Annotated in this window: 21 protein-coding genes; 19 read left to right on the top strand and 2 right to left on the bottom strand. The window is 67.7% G+C overall.

Annotated elements, in window-relative coordinates; genetic code table 11:
• Nucleotides 1-10: 10 nt before the first annotated feature.
• Both KUV67_02505 and KUV67_02500 read right to left on the bottom strand, forming a co-directional pair.
• Nucleotides 11-3,172 (bottom strand): efflux RND transporter permease subunit, encoded by a 3,162-nt coding sequence (locus tag KUV67_02505; GenBank protein MBY6203741.1) that lies wholly within the window; start codon nt 3,170-3,172, stop codon nt 11-13.
• Entirely contained in the window at nt 3,169-4,425 is a 1,257-nt protein-coding gene (locus KUV67_02500; protein MBY6203740.1) for an efflux RND transporter periplasmic adaptor subunit, read from the bottom strand. The genes KUV67_02505 and KUV67_02500 overlap by 4 nt, the downstream gene beginning before the upstream one ends.
• A 176-nt stretch (nt 4,426-4,601) precedes the next feature.
• On the opposite strand from KUV67_02500, the gene map reads away from it, so the two are divergent.
• The 19 genes from map (at nt 4,602) to rpsS (ending at nt 20,938) form a co-directional block, all read left to right on the top strand.
• The gene (map, locus tag KUV67_02495) at nt 4,602-5,390 is read left to right on the top strand and encodes a type I methionyl aminopeptidase (protein MBY6203739.1); all 789 of its coding nucleotides are present in this window, start codon (nt 4,602-4,604) and stop codon (nt 5,388-5,390) included.
• The gene (gene glnD, locus KUV67_02490) at nt 5,387-8,068 is read left to right on the top strand and encodes a [protein-PII] uridylyltransferase (protein MBY6203738.1); all 2,682 of its coding nucleotides are present in this window, start codon (nt 5,387-5,389) and stop codon (nt 8,066-8,068) included. Before map ends, glnD begins: the two co-directional genes overlap by 4 nt.
• Nucleotides 8,068-8,901, top strand: coding sequence for a 2,3,4,5-tetrahydropyridine-2,6-dicarboxylate N-succinyltransferase (gene dapD, locus KUV67_02485; protein MBY6203737.1), 834 nt, complete (start codon nt 8,068-8,070; stop codon nt 8,899-8,901). Before glnD ends, dapD begins: the two co-directional genes overlap by 1 nt.
• Before the next feature lie 9 nt (nt 8,902-8,910).
• The gene (locus tag KUV67_02480; protein MBY6203736.1) at nt 8,911-9,255 is read left to right on the top strand and encodes a Spx/MgsR family RNA polymerase-binding regulatory protein; all 345 of its coding nucleotides are present in this window, start codon (nt 8,911-8,913) and stop codon (nt 9,253-9,255) included.
• The gene (gene dapE, locus KUV67_02475) at nt 9,252-10,394 is read left to right on the top strand and encodes a succinyl-diaminopimelate desuccinylase (protein ID MBY6203735.1); all 1,143 of its coding nucleotides are present in this window, start codon (nt 9,252-9,254) and stop codon (nt 10,392-10,394) included. Before KUV67_02480 ends, dapE begins: the two co-directional genes overlap by 4 nt.
• A gap of 60 nt (nt 10,395-10,454) precedes the next feature.
• Nucleotides 10,455-10,856 (top strand): septum formation initiator family protein, encoded by a 402-nt coding sequence (locus tag KUV67_02470; GenBank protein ID MBY6203734.1) that lies wholly within the window; start codon nt 10,455-10,457, stop codon nt 10,854-10,856.
• On the top strand, nt 10,849-11,934 hold the full coding sequence (gene truD, locus KUV67_02465) for a tRNA pseudouridine(13) synthase TruD (GenBank protein MBY6203733.1): 1,086 nt from the start codon (nt 10,849-10,851) through the stop codon (nt 11,932-11,934). Before KUV67_02470 ends, truD begins: the two co-directional genes overlap by 8 nt.
• A 52-nt stretch (nt 11,935-11,986) precedes the next feature.
• Nucleotides 11,987-12,406: an FHA domain-containing protein gene (locus tag KUV67_02460; GenBank protein MBY6203732.1), complete on the top strand. Its 420-nt coding sequence runs from the start codon at nt 11,987-11,989 to the stop codon at nt 12,404-12,406.
• Nucleotides 12,403-13,419: a tRNA dihydrouridine(20/20a) synthase DusA gene (gene dusA / locus KUV67_02455; protein ID MBY6203731.1), complete on the top strand. Its 1,017-nt coding sequence runs from the start codon at nt 12,403-12,405 to the stop codon at nt 13,417-13,419. Before KUV67_02460 ends, dusA begins: the two co-directional genes overlap by 4 nt.
• 126 nt (nt 13,420-13,545) lie before the next feature.
• A complete protein-coding gene (gene rpsL / locus KUV67_02450) occupies nt 13,546-13,923 on the top strand; it encodes a 30S ribosomal protein S12 (protein MBY6203730.1) in 378 nt (125 codons plus the stop codon).
• Nucleotides 13,924-14,004: 81 nt separating this feature from the next.
• The gene (gene rpsG / locus KUV67_02445; GenBank protein ID MBY6203729.1) at nt 14,005-14,475 is read left to right on the top strand and encodes a 30S ribosomal protein S7; all 471 of its coding nucleotides are present in this window, start codon (nt 14,005-14,007) and stop codon (nt 14,473-14,475) included.
• 25 nt (nt 14,476-14,500) lie between these two features.
• Entirely contained in the window at nt 14,501-16,594 is a 2,094-nt protein-coding gene (fusA, locus tag KUV67_02440; GenBank protein MBY6203728.1) for an elongation factor G, read from the top strand.
• A gap of 21 nt (nt 16,595-16,615) precedes the next feature.
• Nucleotides 16,616-17,806, top strand: a complete 1,191-nt coding sequence (tuf, locus tag KUV67_02435) for an elongation factor Tu (GenBank protein ID MBY6203727.1) — start codon at nt 16,616-16,618, stop codon at nt 17,804-17,806.
• Nucleotides 17,807-17,919: 113 nt separating this feature from the next.
• Nucleotides 17,920-18,231: a 30S ribosomal protein S10 gene (gene rpsJ, locus KUV67_02430; GenBank protein ID MBY6203726.1), complete on the top strand. Its 312-nt coding sequence runs from the start codon at nt 17,920-17,922 to the stop codon at nt 18,229-18,231.
• A gap of 15 nt (nt 18,232-18,246) precedes the next feature.
• The gene (rplC, locus tag KUV67_02425; protein ID MBY6203725.1) at nt 18,247-18,885 is read left to right on the top strand and encodes a 50S ribosomal protein L3; all 639 of its coding nucleotides are present in this window, start codon (nt 18,247-18,249) and stop codon (nt 18,883-18,885) included.
• Between the two features lie 17 nt (nt 18,886-18,902).
• Nucleotides 18,903-19,508, top strand: coding sequence for a 50S ribosomal protein L4 (rplD, locus tag KUV67_02420; GenBank protein ID MBY6203724.1), 606 nt, complete (start codon nt 18,903-18,905; stop codon nt 19,506-19,508).
• Complete coding sequence (gene rplW, locus KUV67_02415; protein MBY6203723.1) at nt 19,505-19,801, top strand: 50S ribosomal protein L23; 297 nt, start codon at nt 19,505-19,507, stop codon at nt 19,799-19,801. The genes rplD and rplW overlap by 4 nt, the downstream gene beginning before the upstream one ends.
• Before the next feature lie 21 nt (nt 19,802-19,822).
• Nucleotides 19,823-20,653 (top strand): 50S ribosomal protein L2, encoded by an 831-nt coding sequence (rplB, locus tag KUV67_02410; protein MBY6203722.1) that lies wholly within the window; start codon nt 19,823-19,825, stop codon nt 20,651-20,653.
• Nucleotides 20,654-20,665: 12 nt separating this feature from the next.
• Nucleotides 20,666-20,938, top strand: a complete 273-nt coding sequence (rpsS, locus tag KUV67_02405; protein ID MBY6203721.1) for a 30S ribosomal protein S19 — start codon at nt 20,666-20,668, stop codon at nt 20,936-20,938.
• The last annotated feature ends 9 nt before the right edge of the window (nt 20,939-20,947 follow it).

The following is a 20,947-nucleotide window of genomic DNA, read 5'->3' as shown; positions in this document are numbered from 1 at the left end:
TCAGACCCCGTCAGGCATTCGTCGGATGGCCGGCCGGGCTTTCGCCTCCCTGGCGCCGGCCGAGCAGTCGTCCTGCCAGGCCGGTCAGGTCGTCGCCGATCAGGTACAGGATCGGAATCAGCGCGAGCGTGATCAGCGTCGCGAACACGATGCCGAAGGCCAGGGAAACGGCCATGGGCACCACGCCCTGGGCCTGGAGGCTGCGTTCGAAGAACACGATCGGGGCCAGGCCGAGGAAGGTCGTCGCCGAGGTCAGGAGAATCGGACGGAAGCGGGCGCGAGCCGCCTTCAGCGCGGCGTCGACCCGCGACTCGCCCCGGCTGCGGTGCGTGTTCACGAAGTCGACCAGGATCAGGCTGTCGTTGACGACCACGCCGGCCAGGGCGACGATGCCGAAGATGCTGATCATGCTCATCTGCATGCCGAGTACCCAGTGGCCGAATACGGCGCCGATGAATCCGAAGGGAATCACCGACATGATCAGCAGCGGCTGCAGGTAGGAGCGCAGCGGAATCGCGATCAGCGCGTAGATCAGGAACAGGGTGAGCAGCGTGCCCGTGAACAGCTGGCGCTGGATGTCCTGGAGCGCCCGCGTCTGGCCCGAGAGGCGGACGTCGACACCGGCGTGCCCGGCGAGGATCGAGGGCAGGACCTCCTGGCGCAGTTCGCCGATGATCCGGCCGGCTTCGGCCAGCTCGCTGTCGACCCGGCCGGTCACGCTGACCGCGCGCTCGCCGTTGTAGCGCCGGATCGAGGACGGGCTGGTGCCCTCGACGACCTCGGCCACGGCGCCGAAGGGAACCTCGTCGCCGCTGGGAGTGCGGATTCTCATCTCCTCGAGATAGCCTTCCGAGGTCCGCTGCTCGAGCGGGTAGCGCACCATCACGCGAACATCGTCCTCGCCGCGCTGGATCCGCTGGACCTCTTCGCCGAAGAAGGCCTGGCGGACCTGGCGGCCCAGCGTCTGCTGGCTCAGGCCCAGCACTTCCGCCTCCGGCTTGATCTCGATCTGCAGCTCGCGCAGCCCGACCTCGAAACTGTTGCGGACGTCGTAGGTGCCTTCGTACTCCAGGATGGCCTGCTCGAGCTCGGCGGCCGCCGATTCGAGCTGCTGGAGATCGCTGCCGACCAGCTGGAAGGAAATGTCCGGCCCGTCACCGCCGGGCCCGCCCGGGCCGCCGATCTGCAGGGTCCGGGCGCCGACGATCTGACCGACTTCCTCGCGCCAGCGACGCTCGATCTCGGTCACGTTCAGGCGTTCGTCGTCGGTGCGACGCAGCTCCACGATCAGGTTGCCCGACGTTTCCGAACCCGACCACATGTAGCGGGTGCGCACGACCGATTCGTCGAGACCGAACTCCTCCTGCATCCGCTCGTCGACGCGCTCCAGCGATTCCGAGAGGTGATCCATCGCCCGGAAGGTCACGCTCGACGGGGTGCCTTCGTTCATTTCCAGCTGGGCCCGCATGAAGTCTCCGGCCACGTCGGGGAAGAAGTCCCACTTGACGAAGGGGCCGGCGACGAAACCGATCGACACGATCAGGGCGGCAATGAAGCCGGACAGGGCGATGTAGCGCGCGCGCAGCATCCGACGCAGCGCGGGCAGGTAGACCCGATCCGCGAAGCGGTAGAGGCCGTCGGAGAACCGCCGCTGCATCCGGATCAACGGGTTGCCGGTGTCCGCGCCGTAGGTCCTGACCTTCATGTGGGCCAGGTGGGCCGGGAGAATCAGCTTCGACTCGATCAGCGACATGGCCAGGGCGATCACCACCACCCAGCCGATCGGGGCGAAGAACTGGCCGGAGACCCCGTCGACCATCAGGATCGGCGCGAACGCCGCGATCGTCGTCAGCACCCCGAAGGTCGCCGGGACAGCCACTTTCATGGTCCCGTCGACCACGTGGTCGATCGAGTGGCCCTTCTCGCGGATTTCGGTGAAGGCGGACTCGCCGATGACGATCGCGTCGTCGACCACGATGCCGAGAACCACCAGGAAGCCGAACAGGCTGATCAGGTTGATGGTCACACCGGCCAGGGGCAGGGCCCACATCGTGCCGGCGAAAGCGACCAGGAGCCCGACCATGACCCAGAACGCGAGCTTCAGCCGCAGGAACAGGGTCAGGATCAGGAACACCAGGAACGCGCCGGCCAGGAGGTTCTTGGTCATCATTCCGAGCCGGTCCTGCAGGTAGTAGGCCGAATCGGCCCACCACGCGACGTTCACCCCGTCGGGCAGGGTCTCCTGCTTGGCCTCGATGAAGCTCCGGGCCGCTTCGGACGCGGCCAGCGCATCCTGGCCGCCGGTGCTGACGACGCGGATGGCGATCGCCGGCTGGTCGTTGTGGCGGGCGTAGAAGTCCCGTTCGACGAAGCCGTCTTCGATCTCGGCGATGTCGTCGAGCAGGACGCGGGAGCCGTCCGGGTTGGAGCGCACGACGATGTCGCGGAAGTCGCGGCCGACGTAGGCCTGGCCGACCGTGCGGACCAGGATGTCGCCGCCGGCGGCCTCGATCCGGCCGCCCGGCAGGTCCAGCGACGAGGCGCGAACGGCGCTTGCGACTTCGGCCAGGGTCAGGCCGTAGGCCCGCAGCGTTTCCTCGCGGACCTCGATGCCGATCTCGTAGGGGCGGTCGCCGAGCAGGTCGGCCTGGGCCACGTCGGGCAGGGCGACGAGCTCGGTTCTCAGCTGGCGGGCGACTTCCTTGAGCGTCCGTTCCGGCACCTCGCCGAACACGCTGACGTAGACGACTTCCTGGGTGAACTGGTTGCGCCGGTAGGTCGGCCGCTCGGTTTCGGCGGGAAAGGTCGAGATCGCGTCGACGCGGCTCTTGACCTGGTCGAGCACCTCGATCACGTCGTACTCGGGCAACACGTCGATCCGCACCGACCCGGACCCTTCGCGGGCGGTGGAGACGATCTCCTCGATGCCCTCGACGTCCTCGACGGCTTCCTCGATCTTGATCAGCACGCCCTGTTCGACGTCCTTCGGCGTACCGCCCCGGTACGGCACGCTGACGCTGATCGAATCCAGCACGATCCGTGGCTGGACTTCCTTGGTGATGGTGATCGCCGACCAGATGCCGCCCGCCACCAGCGCGGCCATCAGCAGGTTCGCGGCCACCGCGTTATGGGCGAACCACGCGATGATGTTGCCGTACCAGCCCCGGTTCATTCGATCGGGTCCTCCGCGCCGGAGGCCGCCGGTTCGTCAGCGGCGGTGGCGAATTCCTCGGCGGGCAGCAACCTCAGTTCGGGGTCGGCGGCCTCGTCCTCGCGGATCCGCAGCCGAAGGCCCGGCACCGGCGCTGGGATCGCCGTGGTCACGATCCGGTCGTCGGCGGCGATGGCGTTGTCGATGTACACGCGGTCCGAGGTCTTGCGGACGATGTCGACGGTCAGGACCTCGAGCTGGTCCTCGGCGTTGGCGACGTAGACCTGGTTGCCGTCGTGCACCGCCTCGGCAGGCAGCACGATCAGCCCGCTGGCCTCGCGCCCGGGAACGGCCGCTTCGACGTAGGTGCCGACGGGCAGCGCCCGCTCCGGGCCCTCGTCGTCGAGCGCGTAGGGGTCTTCGATTTCGGCGACCAGATAGGTCAGGCGGGTGTTCTCGTCGACCACGCCTTCGGTGCGCACCAGCGTCGCCGGCCAGCTGCCCGCGCGGCCGGAAACCGTTGCCGTGAGCGTGACCGGGCGGCGCAGCGAATCCCGTTGGGTGGCCGGAGGCAGGTCGAGGAACGACAGGTCGCGATCGGACATCGGCAGACGCACTTCAGCGACGTCGGTGGCGAAGGTGACGCCGAGCGTGCTGCCGGCCTGGACGAACTGACCGAGATCCGCGTCCCGGCGCACCACCATGCCGTCGTAGGGCATGCGGATGCGGGTCCGCTCCAGGTTGCGCCGGGCGCGCATCACCGCCGCCTCCTGGGCCTGGACCGCGGCTTCGGCCCGGGCCAGCTGGGGCAGGCGCAGGGTCAGGTCGCTGGGCTCGCGGTCGCTGCCGTAGAGGCGCTCGAAATCGGCGCGGGCGGCGTCGGAGCGCGCCTGCTCGTCGGCCAGGGTCGCGCGCGCGGCGGCCAGGTCGGCTTCCGCGGCCAGCAGGGCGGCCTCGTAGTCGCTCGGATCGATCCGCGCCAGCACCGTGCCGGCCTCGAAGAACCCGCCGGCGTTGAATTCCTCGGCCAGGGACACGATGCGTCCGGTCACTTCCGAGACCACCGTGGTCCGGTTGCGCGGCTGGACCGTGCCCTGGCCGGTGACGACGAAGCGGTCGTCGTTGACCGTCGGACGAATGACTTCGACCAGCATCGAGGCCGGTTCGGCGGTTCGCCGTTCGGGGCGCTCGTTGCCGGCGAGCATCAGCACGAACAGCACGATCGCGGCCGCGATGATGACGAGGGGGAGCGCGTAGCGTAGCGGTCTGGCCATGGGGTCGATTCCAGGAATCCCGAGGATAGTGGCAAGGTGCCGGGATTCTTTCACGCGCGAGTGAGCGCTCGATAGTGCCGGAAGGCATGGGCCGGTCGTCACGGTTCGCCCCGCCGGGGCAAGGGCTTCGACCGGGTGCGCTAGAATACGCTTCGACCTTCGAAACGGATCGACCCATGCATTCCCGCCCGAAGCACGACGGCATTCACCGGAAGAGTCGCGACGAGATCGAGGCGATGCGCGTGGCCGGCCAGCAGGCCGCCAGCGTACTCGCGATGCTTCGCGAACACGTCCGGCCGGGCGTGACCACCGGCGAGCTGGACGCGATCGCGCACGCCTACATCGTCGACGAGCTGAAGGGCATTCCGGCGCCGCTGAACTACCGTGGTTTCCCCAAGTCGATCTGCACTTCGGTCAACCACGTGGTCTGCCACGGCATTCCCGGCGAACGCGTGCTCAAGGACGGCGACATCGTCAACATCGATGTGACGGTCATCCAGGACGGCTGGCACGGCGACACCAGCAAGATGTTCCTGGTCGGCGAACCGTCGATCAAGGCGCGCCGGATCTGCGACGTGGCCTACCGGGCCATGGTCACCGGCATCGAGATGGTCAAGCCGGGGGTGACGCTCGGCGATATCGGCGCGGCCATCCAGAAGTACGCCGAGGGCCAGCGCTGCTCGGTGGTCCGCGAGTACTGCGGCCACGGCATCGGGCGCGGGTTCCACGAGCCGCCCCAGGTCCTGCATTACGGCAGGCCCGGCGAGGGTGTGGTGCTCGAGCCCGGCATGACCTTCACGATCGAGCCGATGATCAACCTCGGCAAGCCCGGTACGAAGCTGCTGTCCGACGGCTGGACCGTGCTGACCAAGGACCGCAGCCTGTCGGCCCAGTGGGAGCACACCATGGCCGTGACCGATGACGGCGTCGACGTCCTGACCCGGTTGCCCGACGACCCGTTGTGATCGACCGCCTGCTGGCCCCGCCGGCATCCCGGAACTGCCTCGACCTGCGGGCCTTGCAGGCCATCGACCCGGTGCCCGACCGCCTGTCGCGCGAACTCGGTGCCGCCCGGCGTCACGCCGACGGCGTGCTGGCCGGGCAGTTCGCGGCCGGCAGCGACATTCGCGATCTGGTCCAGGCCCGCGCCTGGGTGATCGAACAACTCGTGCTGACCGCGTGGCAGGCCCTGATTCCGGCCTCGGCAGCGCTGGAGCTGATCGCCGTCGGCGGCTTCGGGCGCGGCGAAATGCACCCGCACTCCGACACGGACCTGCTGATCCTGAGGCCCGACGAGGAGCCGGGGCCCGAGCGAGCGCTGGAAGACTTCGTTCGCGTGCTCTGGGACGCCGACCTGCACCCCGGCCACGGTGTCCGTACCGTGGCCGAGTGCATCGCTGCGGCAGCCGACGATGTCGGCGTGGCCACCAACCTGATGGAGTCGCGGCTGCTCCATGGGGCGGGCTCGCTGTTCGAGGCCATGCGGTCGGCGACCGACGCGCCGGCGCTGTGGCCGGCCAACGAGTTCTTCGCGGCCAAGTTCGAAGAGCAGCAGCAGCGCCACGACCAGCACGAAGACACGGTCTACAACCTCGAGCCCGACCTGAAGAACGGGCCGGGCGGGCTGCGCGACGTCCAGATGATCGCCTGGGTCACCCGGCGCCACTTCGGCACCTCGACCCTGCACGGGCTGGTGGAGCACGATTTCCTGTCCGAGCGCGAGCACGAGGAACTTGTCGAGTCGCGCAACCGCCTCTGGGCGATCCGCTGGGCGCTGCACGAGATCGCCGGCCGGGCCGAGGAACGGCTGCTGTTCGACTACCAGCGCAAGCTGGCGGCGCGCTTCGGCTTCGACGCGTCCGACGGCAACGCCGCGGTCGAGGCCTTCATGCAGCAGTACTACCGCACGGTGATGCGGATCGAGCGTCTGAACGAACAGCAGCTGCAGATCTTCGAAGAAGAGCTTCTGGCCGGTCGCAGGCACCTGCCCTCCTACGCGATCGACGACACGTTCCGGGTCACCCACGGCTACCTCGAGCTGGTCGACGAGCAGGCCTTCGTGCGCCAGCCCGAGCTGCTGCTGAAGCTGTTCCTGGTGCTGGCCGACGACGAAGCCATCCGGGGCGTGCGCGCGTCGACGATCCGGTTGATCCGGGACCATCTCTACCTGATCGACGACGAGTTCCGCTGCGACCCGGCGAATCTCGACCTGTTCCTCCAGCTGCTGCGCCGCGAGCGCCGGGTGTACTCCCAGCTCGAGCGGATGAACCGCTACGGGGTGCTGGCGGCCCTGCTGCCCGCGTTCGGGGCGATCACCGGGCGCATGCAGTTCGATCTCTTCCACGTCTACACCGTCGATCAGCACATCCTGTTCGTGATCCGCAACCTGCGCCGCTTCGCCTACCGCAAGTACCCGGAGGCGTTCGCGCGAGCGATGGACGTGTTCGAGCGCATCGAGGTGCCCGAGGTGCTCTACCTCGGCGCCCTGTTCCACGACATCGCCAAGGGTCGGGGCGGCGATCACTCCGAGCTCGGTGCCGAGGACGCGCGGGACTTCCTGGCCCGTCTCGACATGCGCCAGGAAGACCGCGACCTGGTCGTCTGGCTGGTCGACCAGCACCTGCTGATGTCGATGACGGCGCAGCGCCAGGACATCTCGGACCCGGCCGTCATCGACCGCTTCGCGCGTGCCGTCGGCACCCAGCGTCGCCTCGAATACCTGTACGTATTGACCGTGGCCGATATCGCGGCCACCCGGCCCAAGCTCTGGAACTCGTGGAAGGACTCGCTGCTCTGGGAATTGTTCACGGCGGCCACCGATCGGCTCGCCGAGGGGGAAGCCGCCCTGCAGGATCGCGCCGAACTGGCCGAGGAGATCCGATCCGGGGCCCTGGCCGAGCTGGAGGCGAACGGGCTGGACCGGGCTGCCGCCGAAGAACTCTTCGACCGCTTGCCGGTCGACGGCCTGGTGCGCCTCGACGCGGACCAGCTGGCCTGGTCGGCCGGATGCGTGCTGGAGCGCCCGGCGCGTCCACGGGTGGCCTGCCGCAACCTCGCCGACAAGGGCATCACGGAAGTTTTCGTCCACGCCGACGACTTCGACGGCCTGTTCGCCATCACCGCGCGCGAATTCGACCGCATGGAGCTGAACGTGCTGGCCGCCCGGGTCGCGACCACCCGGGACGGGCGAAGCTGGAACGTGTTCCAGTTGATGGACGCCAACGGCGGCTGCATGAACGAATCCGACACGCACCGCCTCGAGCGCGCGCTGGCCGGGCAGCTGACCAGCCGGGATATCCGTGCGCTTCCCGGCCGGCCGATTCCGCGGCGGCTGCGGCACTTCCTGACCCGGTCGGAGATCGTGCTCGAGTCGCAGGACGGGCTGACCCGCCTCGACATCGCGACGACCGATCGACCCGGCCTGCTTTCGGCGATCGCCGAGGCGCTGCTGGCCGCCGACCTGCGTCTTCACGACGCGCGCATCGCGACCTTCGGCCAGCGCGTCGAGGACGTGTTCAAGATCTCGGATCGCGACGGCCGACCGCTCGACGCCGAGCGCGCGGCCGACCTGGAGCACAGGCTCCGCGACCGTCTCGACCCGGCCGACGCCCGGCCGGCCCCCGAACCCACAGGAGAGTCCTGATGAGCGAACTGGAATCGACCATCCGACCCGTCATCGAAGAGGCCTGGGAGCAGCGCGACACGCTCGGGCCCGGCCGCTACGAACCCGGTCTGCGCGACGCGGTCGACCGCGCCCTGTTCGGGCTGGAGCGCGGCGACCTTCGGGTGGCCACGCCCGGCGAGGGCGGCTGGACGGTGCACGAGTGGCTGAAGCAGGCCATCCTGCTGCACTTCCGGATCACCCACAACCGCGTCATGCACGACGGCGGACGGCGCTACTTCGACAAGGTCGCGCTGCGCTTCGCCGGCGACGACGACCCGATCGACGACTGCGGTGCGCGCCTGGTGCCGGACGCGACCGTTCGCCAGGGCGCCTTCATCGGCCGGGACGCGGTGCTGATGCCGAGCTACGTCAACATCGGCGCGTGGGTCGGGCCGGGCAGCATGATCGATACCTGGGCGACGGTCGGGTCCTGCGCACAGATCGGCGCCGGGGTCCACCTGTCCGGCGGCGCCGGGATCGGCGGGGTGCTGGAGCCGCTCCAGGCGCAGCCGACGATCATCGAGGACGGTTGCTTCATCGGCGCACGCAGCGAGGTGGTGGAGGGCGTGATCGTCGAGAAGGGCGCGGTGATCGGCATGGGCGTGTTCATCGGCCGGAGCACGCGGATCTACAACCGCGAGACCGGCGAGACCACCACCGGTCGCGTGCCGGCCGGCTCGGTGGTGGTTGCCGGCAGCCTGCCGGCCGAGGACGGCAGCCATTCGCTCAATGCGGCGATCATCGTCAAGCAGGTCGACGAGAAGACCCGGGCGAAGACCTCGGTCAACGAGCTGCTGCGTGCAGCGCGCTGAGGGCCGGCCATGATCGTCTACGGAATCCGCAGCTGCGATACCTGCCGCAAGGCGCGCAGGTGGCTTGACGACCGCGACCTCGATCACGACTGGGTCGACCTGCGCGAAGACGGCGTGACCACCGCCGACCTGCGCCGCTGGCTGAAGGCGGTCGGTCCCGATGCGCTGGTCAACCGACGATCGACGACCTGGCGCCAGCTGGCGAAGGCGGAACGGCCGGCAATGCAAGCGTCCGCCGTGCTGCCGGTGCTGCAGGCCCACCCGACGCTGGTCAAGCGGCCCGTGTTCGAGCGCGGCGACGAGGTGCGGGTCGGCTTTTCCGCCAACGTCCGCGACTGGCTGGAGCGGTCATGAGCGCCGACGTCGTGGCCCTGGCCCGCGAACTGATCCGGCGCCCGTCGGTCACGCCCGACGACGCCGGCTGCCAGGACCTGCTCGCCGAGCGCCTCGCGGCCGCCGGGATGCAGGTCGAGCGCCTCCGTTTCGGCGAAGTCGACAACCTGTTCGCCCGCCACGGAAGCGGCGGACCCCACCTGCTCCTGCTGGGCCACACGGACGTGGTGCCGCCCGGTCCGGAGGCCGAGTGGAGATCGCCGCCCTTCGAGCCGACCGAGCGCGACGGCCGGCTTTATGGACGCGGCGCGGCCGACATGAAGGGGTCCGTGGCGGCGTTCGTGGTCGCGGTGGAACGCTTTCTTGCCGAGCGTCCGGCCCATCGGGGCACGCTGTCGATCCTGCTGACCTCCGACGAAGAGGGTCCGGCGACCGACGGCACCGTGCGGGTCGTCGACTGGCTGGTCCAGCGCGGCGCGCTGCCCGATCACGTGCTGGTCGGCGAGCCGTCGAGCCGGCACCGCCTCGGCGACGTGATCCGGATCGGCCGGCGCGGCAGCCTGCAGGGCGTGCTCCGGATCCGCGGCACGCAGGGCCACACGGCCTACGCGGAGCCCAGCGAGAACCCGGTTCACCGGGCCGCGCCGTTGCTGGCCGCGCTGACGGCGTTGCGCTTCGACGACGGCGACGAGGCCTTTCCCGCCACTCGCCTGCAGGTGTCCAACGTGCGCGCCGGGACCGGCGCCGAGAACGTCACGCCTGGCGAGATCGAGATCCGCTTCAATATCCGGCACAACCCGAACTCCACCGCCGAGTCGCTGGAGTCCCGGGTGCGGTCGCTCATCGAAGCGTCCGCGCCGGGTGAATGCACCCTCGACTGGCGCGTTTCCGGCGCGCCGTTCGGCCCGGCGGCGGGGCCCCTGGTCGATGCGGTCGACGCCGCCTGCCGGGCGGTCCTCGACCGGGCGCCGACGCCCGATACGGGCGGCGGAACGTCGGATGGACGGTTCTTCGGGCCGCGCGGAATCGAGGTCGTCGAGCTCGGGCCGGTCAACGAGACCATCCACCAGGTCGACGAGTGCATCGCCGTGCCGGACCTCGAGCGTCTGCCCGAGGTCTACGTCCACGTGCTCGACGGTCTGCTCGGCCGGGCAGGCTGATCGCATGGCGCGCTACACTCTGCCGCCTAAACCCTGCACCGGGCGTCCGGGAGTCGAACGATGCGCGTGATGATGGCGGTGCTGGTCCTGCTGCTGGTCGTGCTCCAGGTCAGCCTGTGGCGCCAGTACGGGCAGATCGGCGACCTGCGCCGCCAGGTCGAGGACCAGCTGGAGCGCAACCGGGTGCTGCGCGAGCGCAACGACGCGCTGGCCGCCGAGGTGGCCGACCTGAAGAGCGGGCTCGAAGCGGTCGAGGAGCGAGCCCGCGCCGAACTGGGACTGGTGCGCGACGGCGAGCGCTTCTTCCTGGTGGTCGACCCGGACGATCTGCCCGAGGGCCAGACCGATGCGTTGCGCGAACTCGAGAGCCTGCCCGGCGCGGCCGAGCAGGGGGCGCCGCAGGCGTCTAGCGCGGTCGACCCCGACCCTGCCGTCGCTGACGAACCGCCGGCGGATGGCTGATCCGGCGTCCGGAAACCCGGCCTTCGCCGGTCGCGGGCGTCATGAGTCGCCGCGGGCTTGGGGCGGCCCGGTCGGCCGCGGCGCCATCCGCACCGAGCCCGAGGACTTTCGCGTGATCGAGGACCCGGGCTATGCGCCGAGCGGCTCCGGCGAACACCTGTGGCTCGACGTCGAGAAACGCGAGGCCAACACGATGGATGTCGCGCGGCGGCTCGCCGATCATGCCGGCGTGTCGCTCCGTTCCGTGGGCTTCGCTGGGCTGAAGGACCGCAACGCCGTGACCCGCCAGCCGTTCACGATCCAGCTGCCCGGCCGGGACGATCCGGACGTCGCGGCGTGGTCGGACGACACGCTGCGCGTCCTGTCGGTGACCCGCCACTCACGCAAGATCCAGCGCGGTCGGCTGGCCGGGAATGCCTTCGAACTGGTCGTGCGGAACGTCGACGGGGATCGTGACGCGGTCGAGCGGCGCCTGGCGTCGATCCGCGAGGGCGGTGTACCGAACGGCTTCGGCGAACAGCGCTTCGGCGGCAACAACGTCGCCCGGGCCTATCGCCTGTTCCGCGGCGAGCTTCGGCGCAAGCCGTCGCGCGCCAAGCGCGGGTTCTATCTTTCGGCCGCGCGCTCGCTGATCTTCAACCGCGTGCTCGAAGCCCGGATCCTGGATGCCAGCTGGAACCAGGCCCGTGCGGGCGAGCTGCTGATGCTCGACGGCAGCCGGTCCGTGTTCGCCGCCGAGGCGATCGACGCCGAACTCGAAGCCCGGGTCGCCGGCCAGGACGTGCACCCAACCGGACCGATGGCCGGCGAGGGCGGCCCGGTGCCGACCGGCGAGGCCGCCGCGCTCGAAGCCGCCGTGTTCGAGGAGTACGCGGAGCTGGTCACGGGCCTGCAGCGCTTCGGCCTGTCCGGCGAGCGCCGACCGCTGCGGATGCGCGTGCTCGACCTGTCCTGGACATGGCCGGCGCCGGACGTGCTGGCGCTGTCGTTCCGCCTCCGGCCCGGCTGCTACGCGACCGCCGTACTGCGTGAAGTGCTTGAATATCGCGACGCGAGCCACGATCTGGAGCCGTCATGAGAGTCTTCCCCGCTTCCACGTTCCTGCGACGCCGCGCCGCCGGGACGGTCTCGTGAACTATCGATTGAAAGGCGCGTCCGGGCCGATGACCGGCCGGACCTTCGACATCGGCGACGGCTTGACCATCGGTTCGGCGCCCGACGCGGACATTCGCGACGCGGCGCTGGAAAGCCGGCATGCGCGCATCCGCGTCGATGACGATGCGCTGGTGCTGGAGGCCGACGGGCCGGTGGAGGTCAACGGCGAGGCGGTACGCCGTCGTGCCCTGGAGTCGGGCGACGAGCTCCGGATCGCGACCCTGCGTTTCGTGCTTCAGGCGCCGGGTCTGAAGCCGGCCCGGGTCCTGGAGCCGGTCGAGGCGGCCGGGTCCGGCGGGCGCTGGGGCTGGCTGCTGGCGGCAGGCGCCGCCGCGGCGGCTGGTGCAGCGGGCTGGTGGTTCCTGCTCGGTCCCGGGGGCGGTGCGGCAGGATGACCGCGGAGCGGGCGGACGCCGGCTGGCGCCTGTGCGTGGCGCCGATGATGGACTGGACCGACCGCCACTGTCGGTATTTTCACCGTCTGCTCGCGCCGTCGGCTCGCCTGTACACGGAGATGGTCACCACCGGCGCGGTCCTTCACGGCGACCGGGATCGCCTGCTCGGCTTCGATCCGGCCGAGCACCCGGTCGCGCTGCAGCTCGGCGGCTCCGAACCGGACGAACTGGCCGAAGCGGCGCGGATCGGGGTGGAGTGGGGCTACGACGAAATCAACCTCAATTGCGGCTGTCCGTCGGACCGGGTCCAGAAGGGCCGGTTCGGTGCCTGCCTGATGCTCGAACCCGAGCGCGTGCGGGACGGACTGGCAGCGATGCGCGATGCGGTCGACGTGCCGGTGACGGTCAAGACGCGGATCGGCGTCGACGATCAGGACAGCGAGGCGTTTCTGCACCGCTTTGTCGAGATCGTGGCCGAAAGCGGGGTCGAGACGTTCATTGTCCATGCGCGAAAGGCCTGGTTGAGCGGTCTGAGCCCCAAGCAGAACCGTGAAGTGCCGCCGCTGGACTACGGGCGGGTCGCGCGGCTGCGAGCCGCGTTCCCCGGGCTGCGAATCGTTCTCAACGGCGGTGTGGTCGACGTCGAGGCCGCGCTCGCGGCGATGCGGGATTTCGATGGCGTGATGCTGGGCCGCGCGGCCTACCAGAACCCCTGGATCCTGGCCGAACTGCAGCAGTCGATCGACCCGGCGCTGGCGCCGGCCGACCGGCCGTCGGTGGTCACGGCAATGGCCTCCTACGCCGCGCGCGAGCAGGCCGCTCGGGGCGTTCGCCTGCAGTCGATCGGCCGCCACATGCTGGGCCTGTTCCACGGCCAGCCCGGCGCGCGAGGCTGGCGCCGGGGACTGAGCCAGCGGATGCATCTCGACGGCGCCGATCCGACCCTGTTCGACGAGGTCCTGCCCCCGGTTTCCCCGGCCGAACGGACCCGCGGGGCCGCCCAGGCGGGCTGAGCCGCTCGGAACCCGGTTTCCGGCCTGAAACGCTATTGACACGGGCCGTCAAACCCTCTAACATTCTCGTTCTTCGGCAGACCGCAAATGCGCGGTCTGTCGTTTGTTTTCTAAAGGTTTGGAAAAATGGCGACGATCAATCAGCTGGTCCGCAAGCCGCGGCGCCCGAAACAGTACAAGTCGAACGTGCCGGCCCTCGAGGCCTCGCCGCAGAAGCGCGGAGTGTGCACTCGCGTGTACACCACGACCCCGAAGAAGCCGAATTCGGCGCTTCGCAAGGTCGCTCGTGTGCGCCTGACCAATGGCTATGAAGTGACGAGCTACATCGGTGGTGAGGGGCACAACCTCCAGGAGCACTCGGTGGTGCTGATCCGCGGCGGTCGAGTCAAGGATCTCCCGGGTGTGCGGTATCACACCGTTCGCGGAAGCCTCGACACGGCCGGGGTGACCGACCGTCGCCAGGGCCGCTCGAAGTACGGCGCCAAGAAGCCCAAGAGCAAGTAACAAGAGCAAGTAAGCAGGTTCACGACGGGGCGGGCGCCGGACAGGCCGCCGACCCGAAGACTCTGAATACGGAAATCATATATGTCCCGCAAGCACTCAAATTTCCAGCGCGACATCCTGCCGGACCCGAAGTTCGGTAGCGAGTTGCTGACCCGCTTCGTCAACATGGTGATGAAGGACGGCAAGAAGTCGGTCGCCGAGCGCATCGTCTACGGTGCCATCGACGAGATCGAGGCCAAGGGTCACGCCGAGCCGATCGAGTTGATCGAGAAGGCGCTGGAAGCCGTTGCTCCTGCCGTGGAGGTGAAGTCCCGCCGAGTCGGTGGCGCCACCTACCAGGTGCCGGTCGAAGTGCGTCCGCGCCGTCGCCAGACGCTGGCGATGCGCTGGATCATCGATTTCGCCCGCAAGCGCGGCGAGAAGTCGATGCCGAAGCGGCTGGCCGGCGAACTGCTGGATGCCGCCGAAGAGCGCGGCAATGCCGTGAAGAAGCGGGAAGACGTGCATCGCATGGCCGAAGCCAACAAGGCTTTCGCCCACTATCGCTGGTAAGACCGGATAGGGTCTGGAGCTCATCGTGCCTCGCAAGACATCCATCGAGCGCTATCGGAACATCGGGATCATGGCCCATATCGATGCGGGCAAGACCACGACGACCGAGCGCATCCTGTTCTACACGGGCATCTCGCACAAGATCGGCGAGGTGCACGACGGTAATGCCGTGATGGACTGGATGGAGCAGGAGCAGGAGCGAGGCATCACGATCACCTCCGCTGCGACGACCTGTTTCTGGAACGGGATGGACAGCGACTGGCCGGACTACCGGATCAACATCATCGACACGCCGGGGCACGTCGATTTCACGATCGAGGTCGAGCGCTCGCTGCGCGTCCTCGATGGCGCCGTGGCCGTGTTCTGTGCGGTTGGCGGCGTCGAGCCGCAGTCCGAGACGGTGTGGCGTCAGGCCAACAAGTACGAAGTGCCGCGCATGGCGTTCGTCAACAAGATGGATCGGACCGGTGCGAACTTCTCGCGCGTGGTCGGCCAGATCAAGGATCGCCTGGGCGCGCGCCCGGTGCCGATCCAGCTGCCGATCGGTGCGGAGGAAGACTTCGAGGGCGTGATCGACCTGGTCAAGATGCGCGCGATCTACTGGGACTCGGAAAACATGGGCACGACCTACGAGGCCCGCGATATCCCGGCCGAGCTCGCCGACGAGGCTGCCCAGGCGCGTGAGTTCATGGTCGAATCGGCCGCCGAGGGTTCGGAAGGCCTGATGGAGAAGTATCTCGAAGGCGGCCAGCTGAGCGAGGAGGAGATCGTTTCCGGTCTTCGCGCGGCGACCCTGGCCAACGAGATCGTTCCGGTCCTGTGCGGCACGGCGTTCAAGAACAAGGGCGTCCAGGCGCTTCTGGACGCGGTCGTGCAGTACATGCCGTCGCCGACCGAGGTCAAGGCCATTCGTGGCGTGACCGAGGACGAAGAAGAGGCGATCCGGAAGTCCGACGACGACGAGCCGTTCGCGGCGCTGGCGTTCAAGATCGCGACCGATCCGTTCGTCGGTTCGCTGACCTTCTTCCGGGTCTATTCCGGCGTGATCAGCGCCGGCGATACGGTGTTGAATCCGATCAAGGGCAAGAAGGAGCGCATCGGCCGCCTGCTGCAGATGCACTCCAATTCGCGCGAGGAGATCAAGGAAGTCCGCGCCGGCGATATCGCCGCGGCAGTCGGCCTGAAGGACGTGACGACCGGCGATACGCTGTGTGATCCGTCCAACGTGATCACGCTCGAGCGCATGGAGTTCCCGGAGCCGGTGATCGCCGTCGCCGTGGAGCCGAAGACCAAGAGCGACCAGGAGAAGATGGGCATCGCGCTGCAGAAGCTGGCGCAGGAAGATCCGTCGTTCCGGGTCCACACGGACGAGGAGTCCGGCCAGACCATCATCGCGGGCATGGGTGAGCTGCATCTCGACATCATCGTCGACCGCATGAAGCGCGAGTTCAAGGTCGAGGCCAACGTCGGCAAGCCGCAGGTTTCCTACCGCGAGACGATCCGCAAGGGCGTCGAGGCGGAAGGCAAGTTCGTGCGCCAGTCGGGCGGTCGCGGTCAGTACGGTCACGTCAAGATCCGTCTGGAGCCGCAGGAAGAAGGCGCGGGCTTCGAGTTCGTCAACGAGATCGTCGGCGGCGTGGTCCCGAAGGATTACATCGGCTCGGTGGCCAAGGGCATCGAGGAGCAGCTGATGAACGGTGTGCTCGCCGGCTTCCCGATGGTCGACGTCAAGGCTGTTCTGTTCGACGGCTCGTACCACGAGGTCGACTCGTCGGAAATGGCGTTCAAGATCGCCGGCTCCATGGCCGTCAGGGACGGAGCGCTGAAAGCGAATCCGGTCCTGCTCGAGCCGATCATGAAGGTCGAGGCGGTGACGCCGGAAGACTATATGGGCGACGTCATGGGCGACTTGAACCGTCGTCGTGGCCTGGTCCAGGGCATGGAAGACGCCGCGTCCGGCAAGATCATCCGCGCCCATGTGCCGCTCTCCGAGATGTTCGGTTACGCGACCGACCTGCGTTCGATGACGCAGGGGCGCGCGAACTATTCGATGGAGTTCCTGCACTACGCCGAGGCCCCGAACAGCGTGGCCGACGAAGTCATCAAGAAAACCGCATAAGAACGCGAGAGGAAACGTTCCATGTCCAAGGCTAAATTCGAACGTACGAAGCCGCACGTCAACGTGGGCACGATCGGTCACGTCGACCACGGCAAGACCACGCTGACGGCGGCCCTGACCAAGGTCTGCGCGGAAGCGCGTGGCGGTGAGTTCAAGGCGTACGACCAGATCGACAACGCGCCGGAAGAGCGGGCTCGTGGGATCACGATCGCGACCGCGCACGTCGAGTACGAGTCGGACGCGCGTCACTACGCGCACGTCGACTGCCCGGGGCACGCCGACTACGTGAAGAACATGATCACCGGTGCGGCGCAGATGGACGGCGCGATCCTGGTGGTTTCGGCCGCGGACGGTCCGATGCCGCAGACGCGCGAGCACATCCTGCTGGCGCGCCAGGTGGGCGTTCCGCAGATCCTGGTCTACCTGAACAAGGCGGACATGGTCGATGACGAGGAGCTGCTGGAGCTGGTCGAGATGGAAGTGCGCGAGCTGCTGTCGAGCTACGACTTCCCGGGCGACGACACCCCGATCGTGACCGGTTCGGCGCTGAAGGCGCTGGAAGGCGACGACTCGGACATCGGCGTTCCGTCGATCCTGAAGCTGGTCTCGGCGCTGGACGAGTACATTCCGACGCCGGAGCGCGACACGGACAAGCCGTTCCTGATGCCGATCGAGGACGTGTTCTCGATTTCCGGCCGCGGTACGGTGGTGACGGGCCGCGTCGAGCGCGGGATCGTGACCGTGGGCGACGAGCTGGAAATCGTCGGCATCAAGGACACCACGAAGACCACCTGCACGGGTGTGGAGATGTTCCGCAAGCTGCTGGACCAGGGCGAGGCGGGCGACAACGTGGGCGTTCTGCTGCGCGGCACGAAGCGTGACGACGTCGAGCGCGGCCAGGTTCTGGCCAAGCCGGGCACGATCACGCCGCACACGCACTTCGAAGCCGAGGTGTACGTGCTGAGCAAGGAAGAGGGCGGCCGTCACACGCCGTTCTTCAAGGGCTACCGTCCGCAGTTCTACTTCCGCACGACCGATGTGACGGGTGCGGTGGAACTGCCGGAAGGAACCGAGATGGTGATGCCGGGCGACAACGTGAAGATCCAGGTCGAGCTGATCGCCCCGATTGCCATGGAAGAAGGTCTGCGTTTCGCCATCCGCGAGGGTGGCCGGACCGTGGGTGCCGGCGTGGTGGCGAAGATCCACAAGTAACCGCGCGGCACCGGCAAGGCCCGCCGCCGGCGGGCCCTGCCTCGAGTGCTTTTCCGCGGCCGAGAGGGTCGGGGAAAACAAGTGTTCTTTGACAGACTAAAGGCGTAACGGCAATGGCCGAACAGAGAATTCGTATTCGTTTGAAGGGCTTCGACCACCGCTTGATCGATCGCTCGACGCAGGAAATCGTCGAGACGGCCAAGCGGACCGGTGCCCAGGTTCGCGGTCCGATCCCGCTCCCGACGCGGAAGGAACGCTACACGGTGCTGACCTCACCGCACGTCAACAAGGACGCGCGTGACCAGTATGAGATTCGCACCCACAAACGTCTGATGGACATCGTGGATCCGAACGACAAGACCGTGGATGCACTGATGAAACTCGATCTGGCCGCCGGTGTGGACGTCCAGATCAAGCTGTACTGACAAGGATAGGCAGTCATGGCAATTGGAATCGTAGGACGGAAGCGAGGCATGACCCGGGTGTTCACCGAAGACGGCACGGCCGTTCCGGTGACCGTGGTCGAGGTCGCCCCGAATCGCGTGACCCAGATTCGCGACAACGATCGCGACGGCTACGCGGCCATCCAGGTCACCACCGGCAACCGCCGTGCGTCTTTGGTCAACCAACCCCTGGCGGGTCATTTCCGCAAGGCCGGCGTCGAGCCGGGCGAGGGGCTCTGGGAATTCCGAATCGAAGCCGCTGACGGTGAACTGCCCGAAGTCGGCTCCGAGATCTCCGTGGACCGTTTCACCGACGGTCAGAAGGTCGACGTGACCGGCACCAGCAAGGGCAAGGGCTTTGCGGGTGTGATCAAGCGTCACAACTTCCGCATGCAGGACGCCACGCACGGCAACTCGCTGTCGCATCGCGCGCCGGGTTCGATCGGCCAGTGCCAGACGCCGGGTCGCGTCTTCAAGGGCAAGAAGATGGCCGGTCACATGGGCGCCGAGCGCGTCACGACCCAGAACCTCGTGGTCGTCCGAGTCGACAAGGAACGCAACCTGCTGCTGATCCGCGGCGCCGTACCGGGCGCGCCCGGCGGCCACGTCGTGGTCTGCCCGGCGGTGAAGGGCTAAAAGGAAGGAACGCAATCATGGAACTCGCAATCACAGGCGGCAGCAGCAAGATCACGGTGGACGAAGGCGTTTTTGATCGCCCGTTCTCCGAAGCGCTGGTGCACCAGGTCGTGACCGCGTACCTGGCCGGCGCTCGCGCTGGAACCAAGGCCCAGAAGAACCGCTCGGCCGTGTCCGGCGGTGGTCGCAAGCCGTGGCGCCAGAAGGGCACGGGCAACGCCCGCGCCGGCACCATCCGCAGCCCGCTGTGGCGCAGCGGTGGCGTCACCTTCGCCGCTCAGCCGCGCGACCACTCTCAGAAGGTCAACCGCAAGATGTATCGCGGCGCGATCAAGGCGATCCTGTCCGAACTGGTTCGCCAGGACCGGCTGGTGGTCGTCGAATCGCTCGGGGTCAAGGAACCGAAGACCGCTGCGCTCGCCGAGAGCCTGAAGTCGCTGGGCGTGGACCGGGGCCTGATCGTCGATGCGGAACTGGACACCAACCTGTTCCTGGCCAGCCGGAACATTCCCGGCGTGTACGTGGCCACGGTCGACCAGATGGATCCGGTCAGCCTCGTCGGCTCCGACAAGGTGGTATTGACCACCGCTGCGATCACCCGCATCCAGGAGTGGCTGGCATGAACAAGGAACGCATGTACCAGATCGTGCGCCTGCCGCACGTATCCGAGAAGACCGCGCGGCTGCAGGCGGACTCGAACCAGTACGTGTTCGAAGTCGCCAAGGACGCGGCCAAGGACGAAATCCGCCAGGCCGTCGAGGGGTTGTTCGACGTCCGGGTCGAGAACGTCAGCGTGGTCAACGTGAAAGGCAAATCCAAGAGCTTCCGGATGCGTCCGGGTCGTCAGAAGAGCTGGAAGAAGGCGTACGTGCGCGTTCAGGCCGGTCAGACGATCGAACAGCTCAGTGCAGACTAACGAATAGCCGGGAAAGCAAGCATGGCAATCGTCAAGGCAAAACCAACTTCGCCGGGCCGTCGCGGCCTGGTACGCGTCCGCCACGATCACCTGTGGAAAGGCAAGCCGTACCAGTCCCTGACCGAGGCGAAGTCGTCGACCGGCGGTCGGAACAACAACGGCCGGATCACCACCCGTCATCAGGGCGGCGGTCACAAGCAGCGCTATCGCGTCGTCGACTTCAAGCGCGACAAGGACGGCATTCGCGGCATCGTCGAGCGGATCGAGTACGACCCGAATCGCAGTGCCCATATCGCACTGGTCAAGTATTCGGACGGCGAGCGTCGCTACATCCTCGCGCCGCGCGACCTGCGTGCCGGTGACGAGGTGCAGAGCGGTTCGGAAGCCCCGATCAAGCCGGGCAACGCCATGGAACTGCGCTCGATTCCCGTCGGCACGACGCTGCACAACGTCGAAATGAAGCCGGGCAAGGGCGGCCAGATGGCACGTTCCGCGGGAGCGTCGGTCCAGCTCGTGGCGCGCGAAGGTCGCTACGCTACCTTGCTGCTTCGTTCCGGCGAGATGCGCAAGATCCTGACCCATTGCCGGGCCACGATCGGCCAGGTCTCGAACGCCGAGCACAACCTGGAGAAGCTGGGCAAGGCCGGCGCGAAGCGCTGGCGCGGTGTGCGCCCGACGGTCCGCGGTGTCGTGATGAACCCGGTCGACCACCCGCACGGTGGTGGTGAAGGTCGGACCTCCGGTGGTCGCCATCCGGTCACCCCGTGGGGCGTCCAGACCAAGGGCAAGCGCACGCGCACCAACAAGCGCACGAGCAAGTTCATCGTTCGCTCGCGTAAGAAACGCAAGTAACAGGAAATCGCAATGCCACGTTCACTCAAGAAAGGCCCGTTCATCGACCATCACCTTCACGCGAAGGTGCAGGTCGCGCTCGAGTCCAACAGCAAGCGCCCGATCAAGACCTGGTCGCGCCGCTCGATGATCATGCCGGACATGGTCGGACTGACGATCGCCGTTCACAACGGGCGGCAGCACGTGCCCGTGCTGATCAACGAGAACATGGTCGGCCACAAGCTGGGCGAATTCGCCCCGACCCGCACGTTCAAGGGTCACGTGGCTGACCGCAAGACGAAGTAAGGATGGGAC

The organism is Halomonas denitrificans (assembly GCA_019800895.1).
Taxonomy (GTDB): domain Bacteria; phylum Pseudomonadota; class Gammaproteobacteria; order Xanthomonadales; family Wenzhouxiangellaceae.
This window is presented reverse-complemented; position numbering and strand designations above follow the sequence as displayed.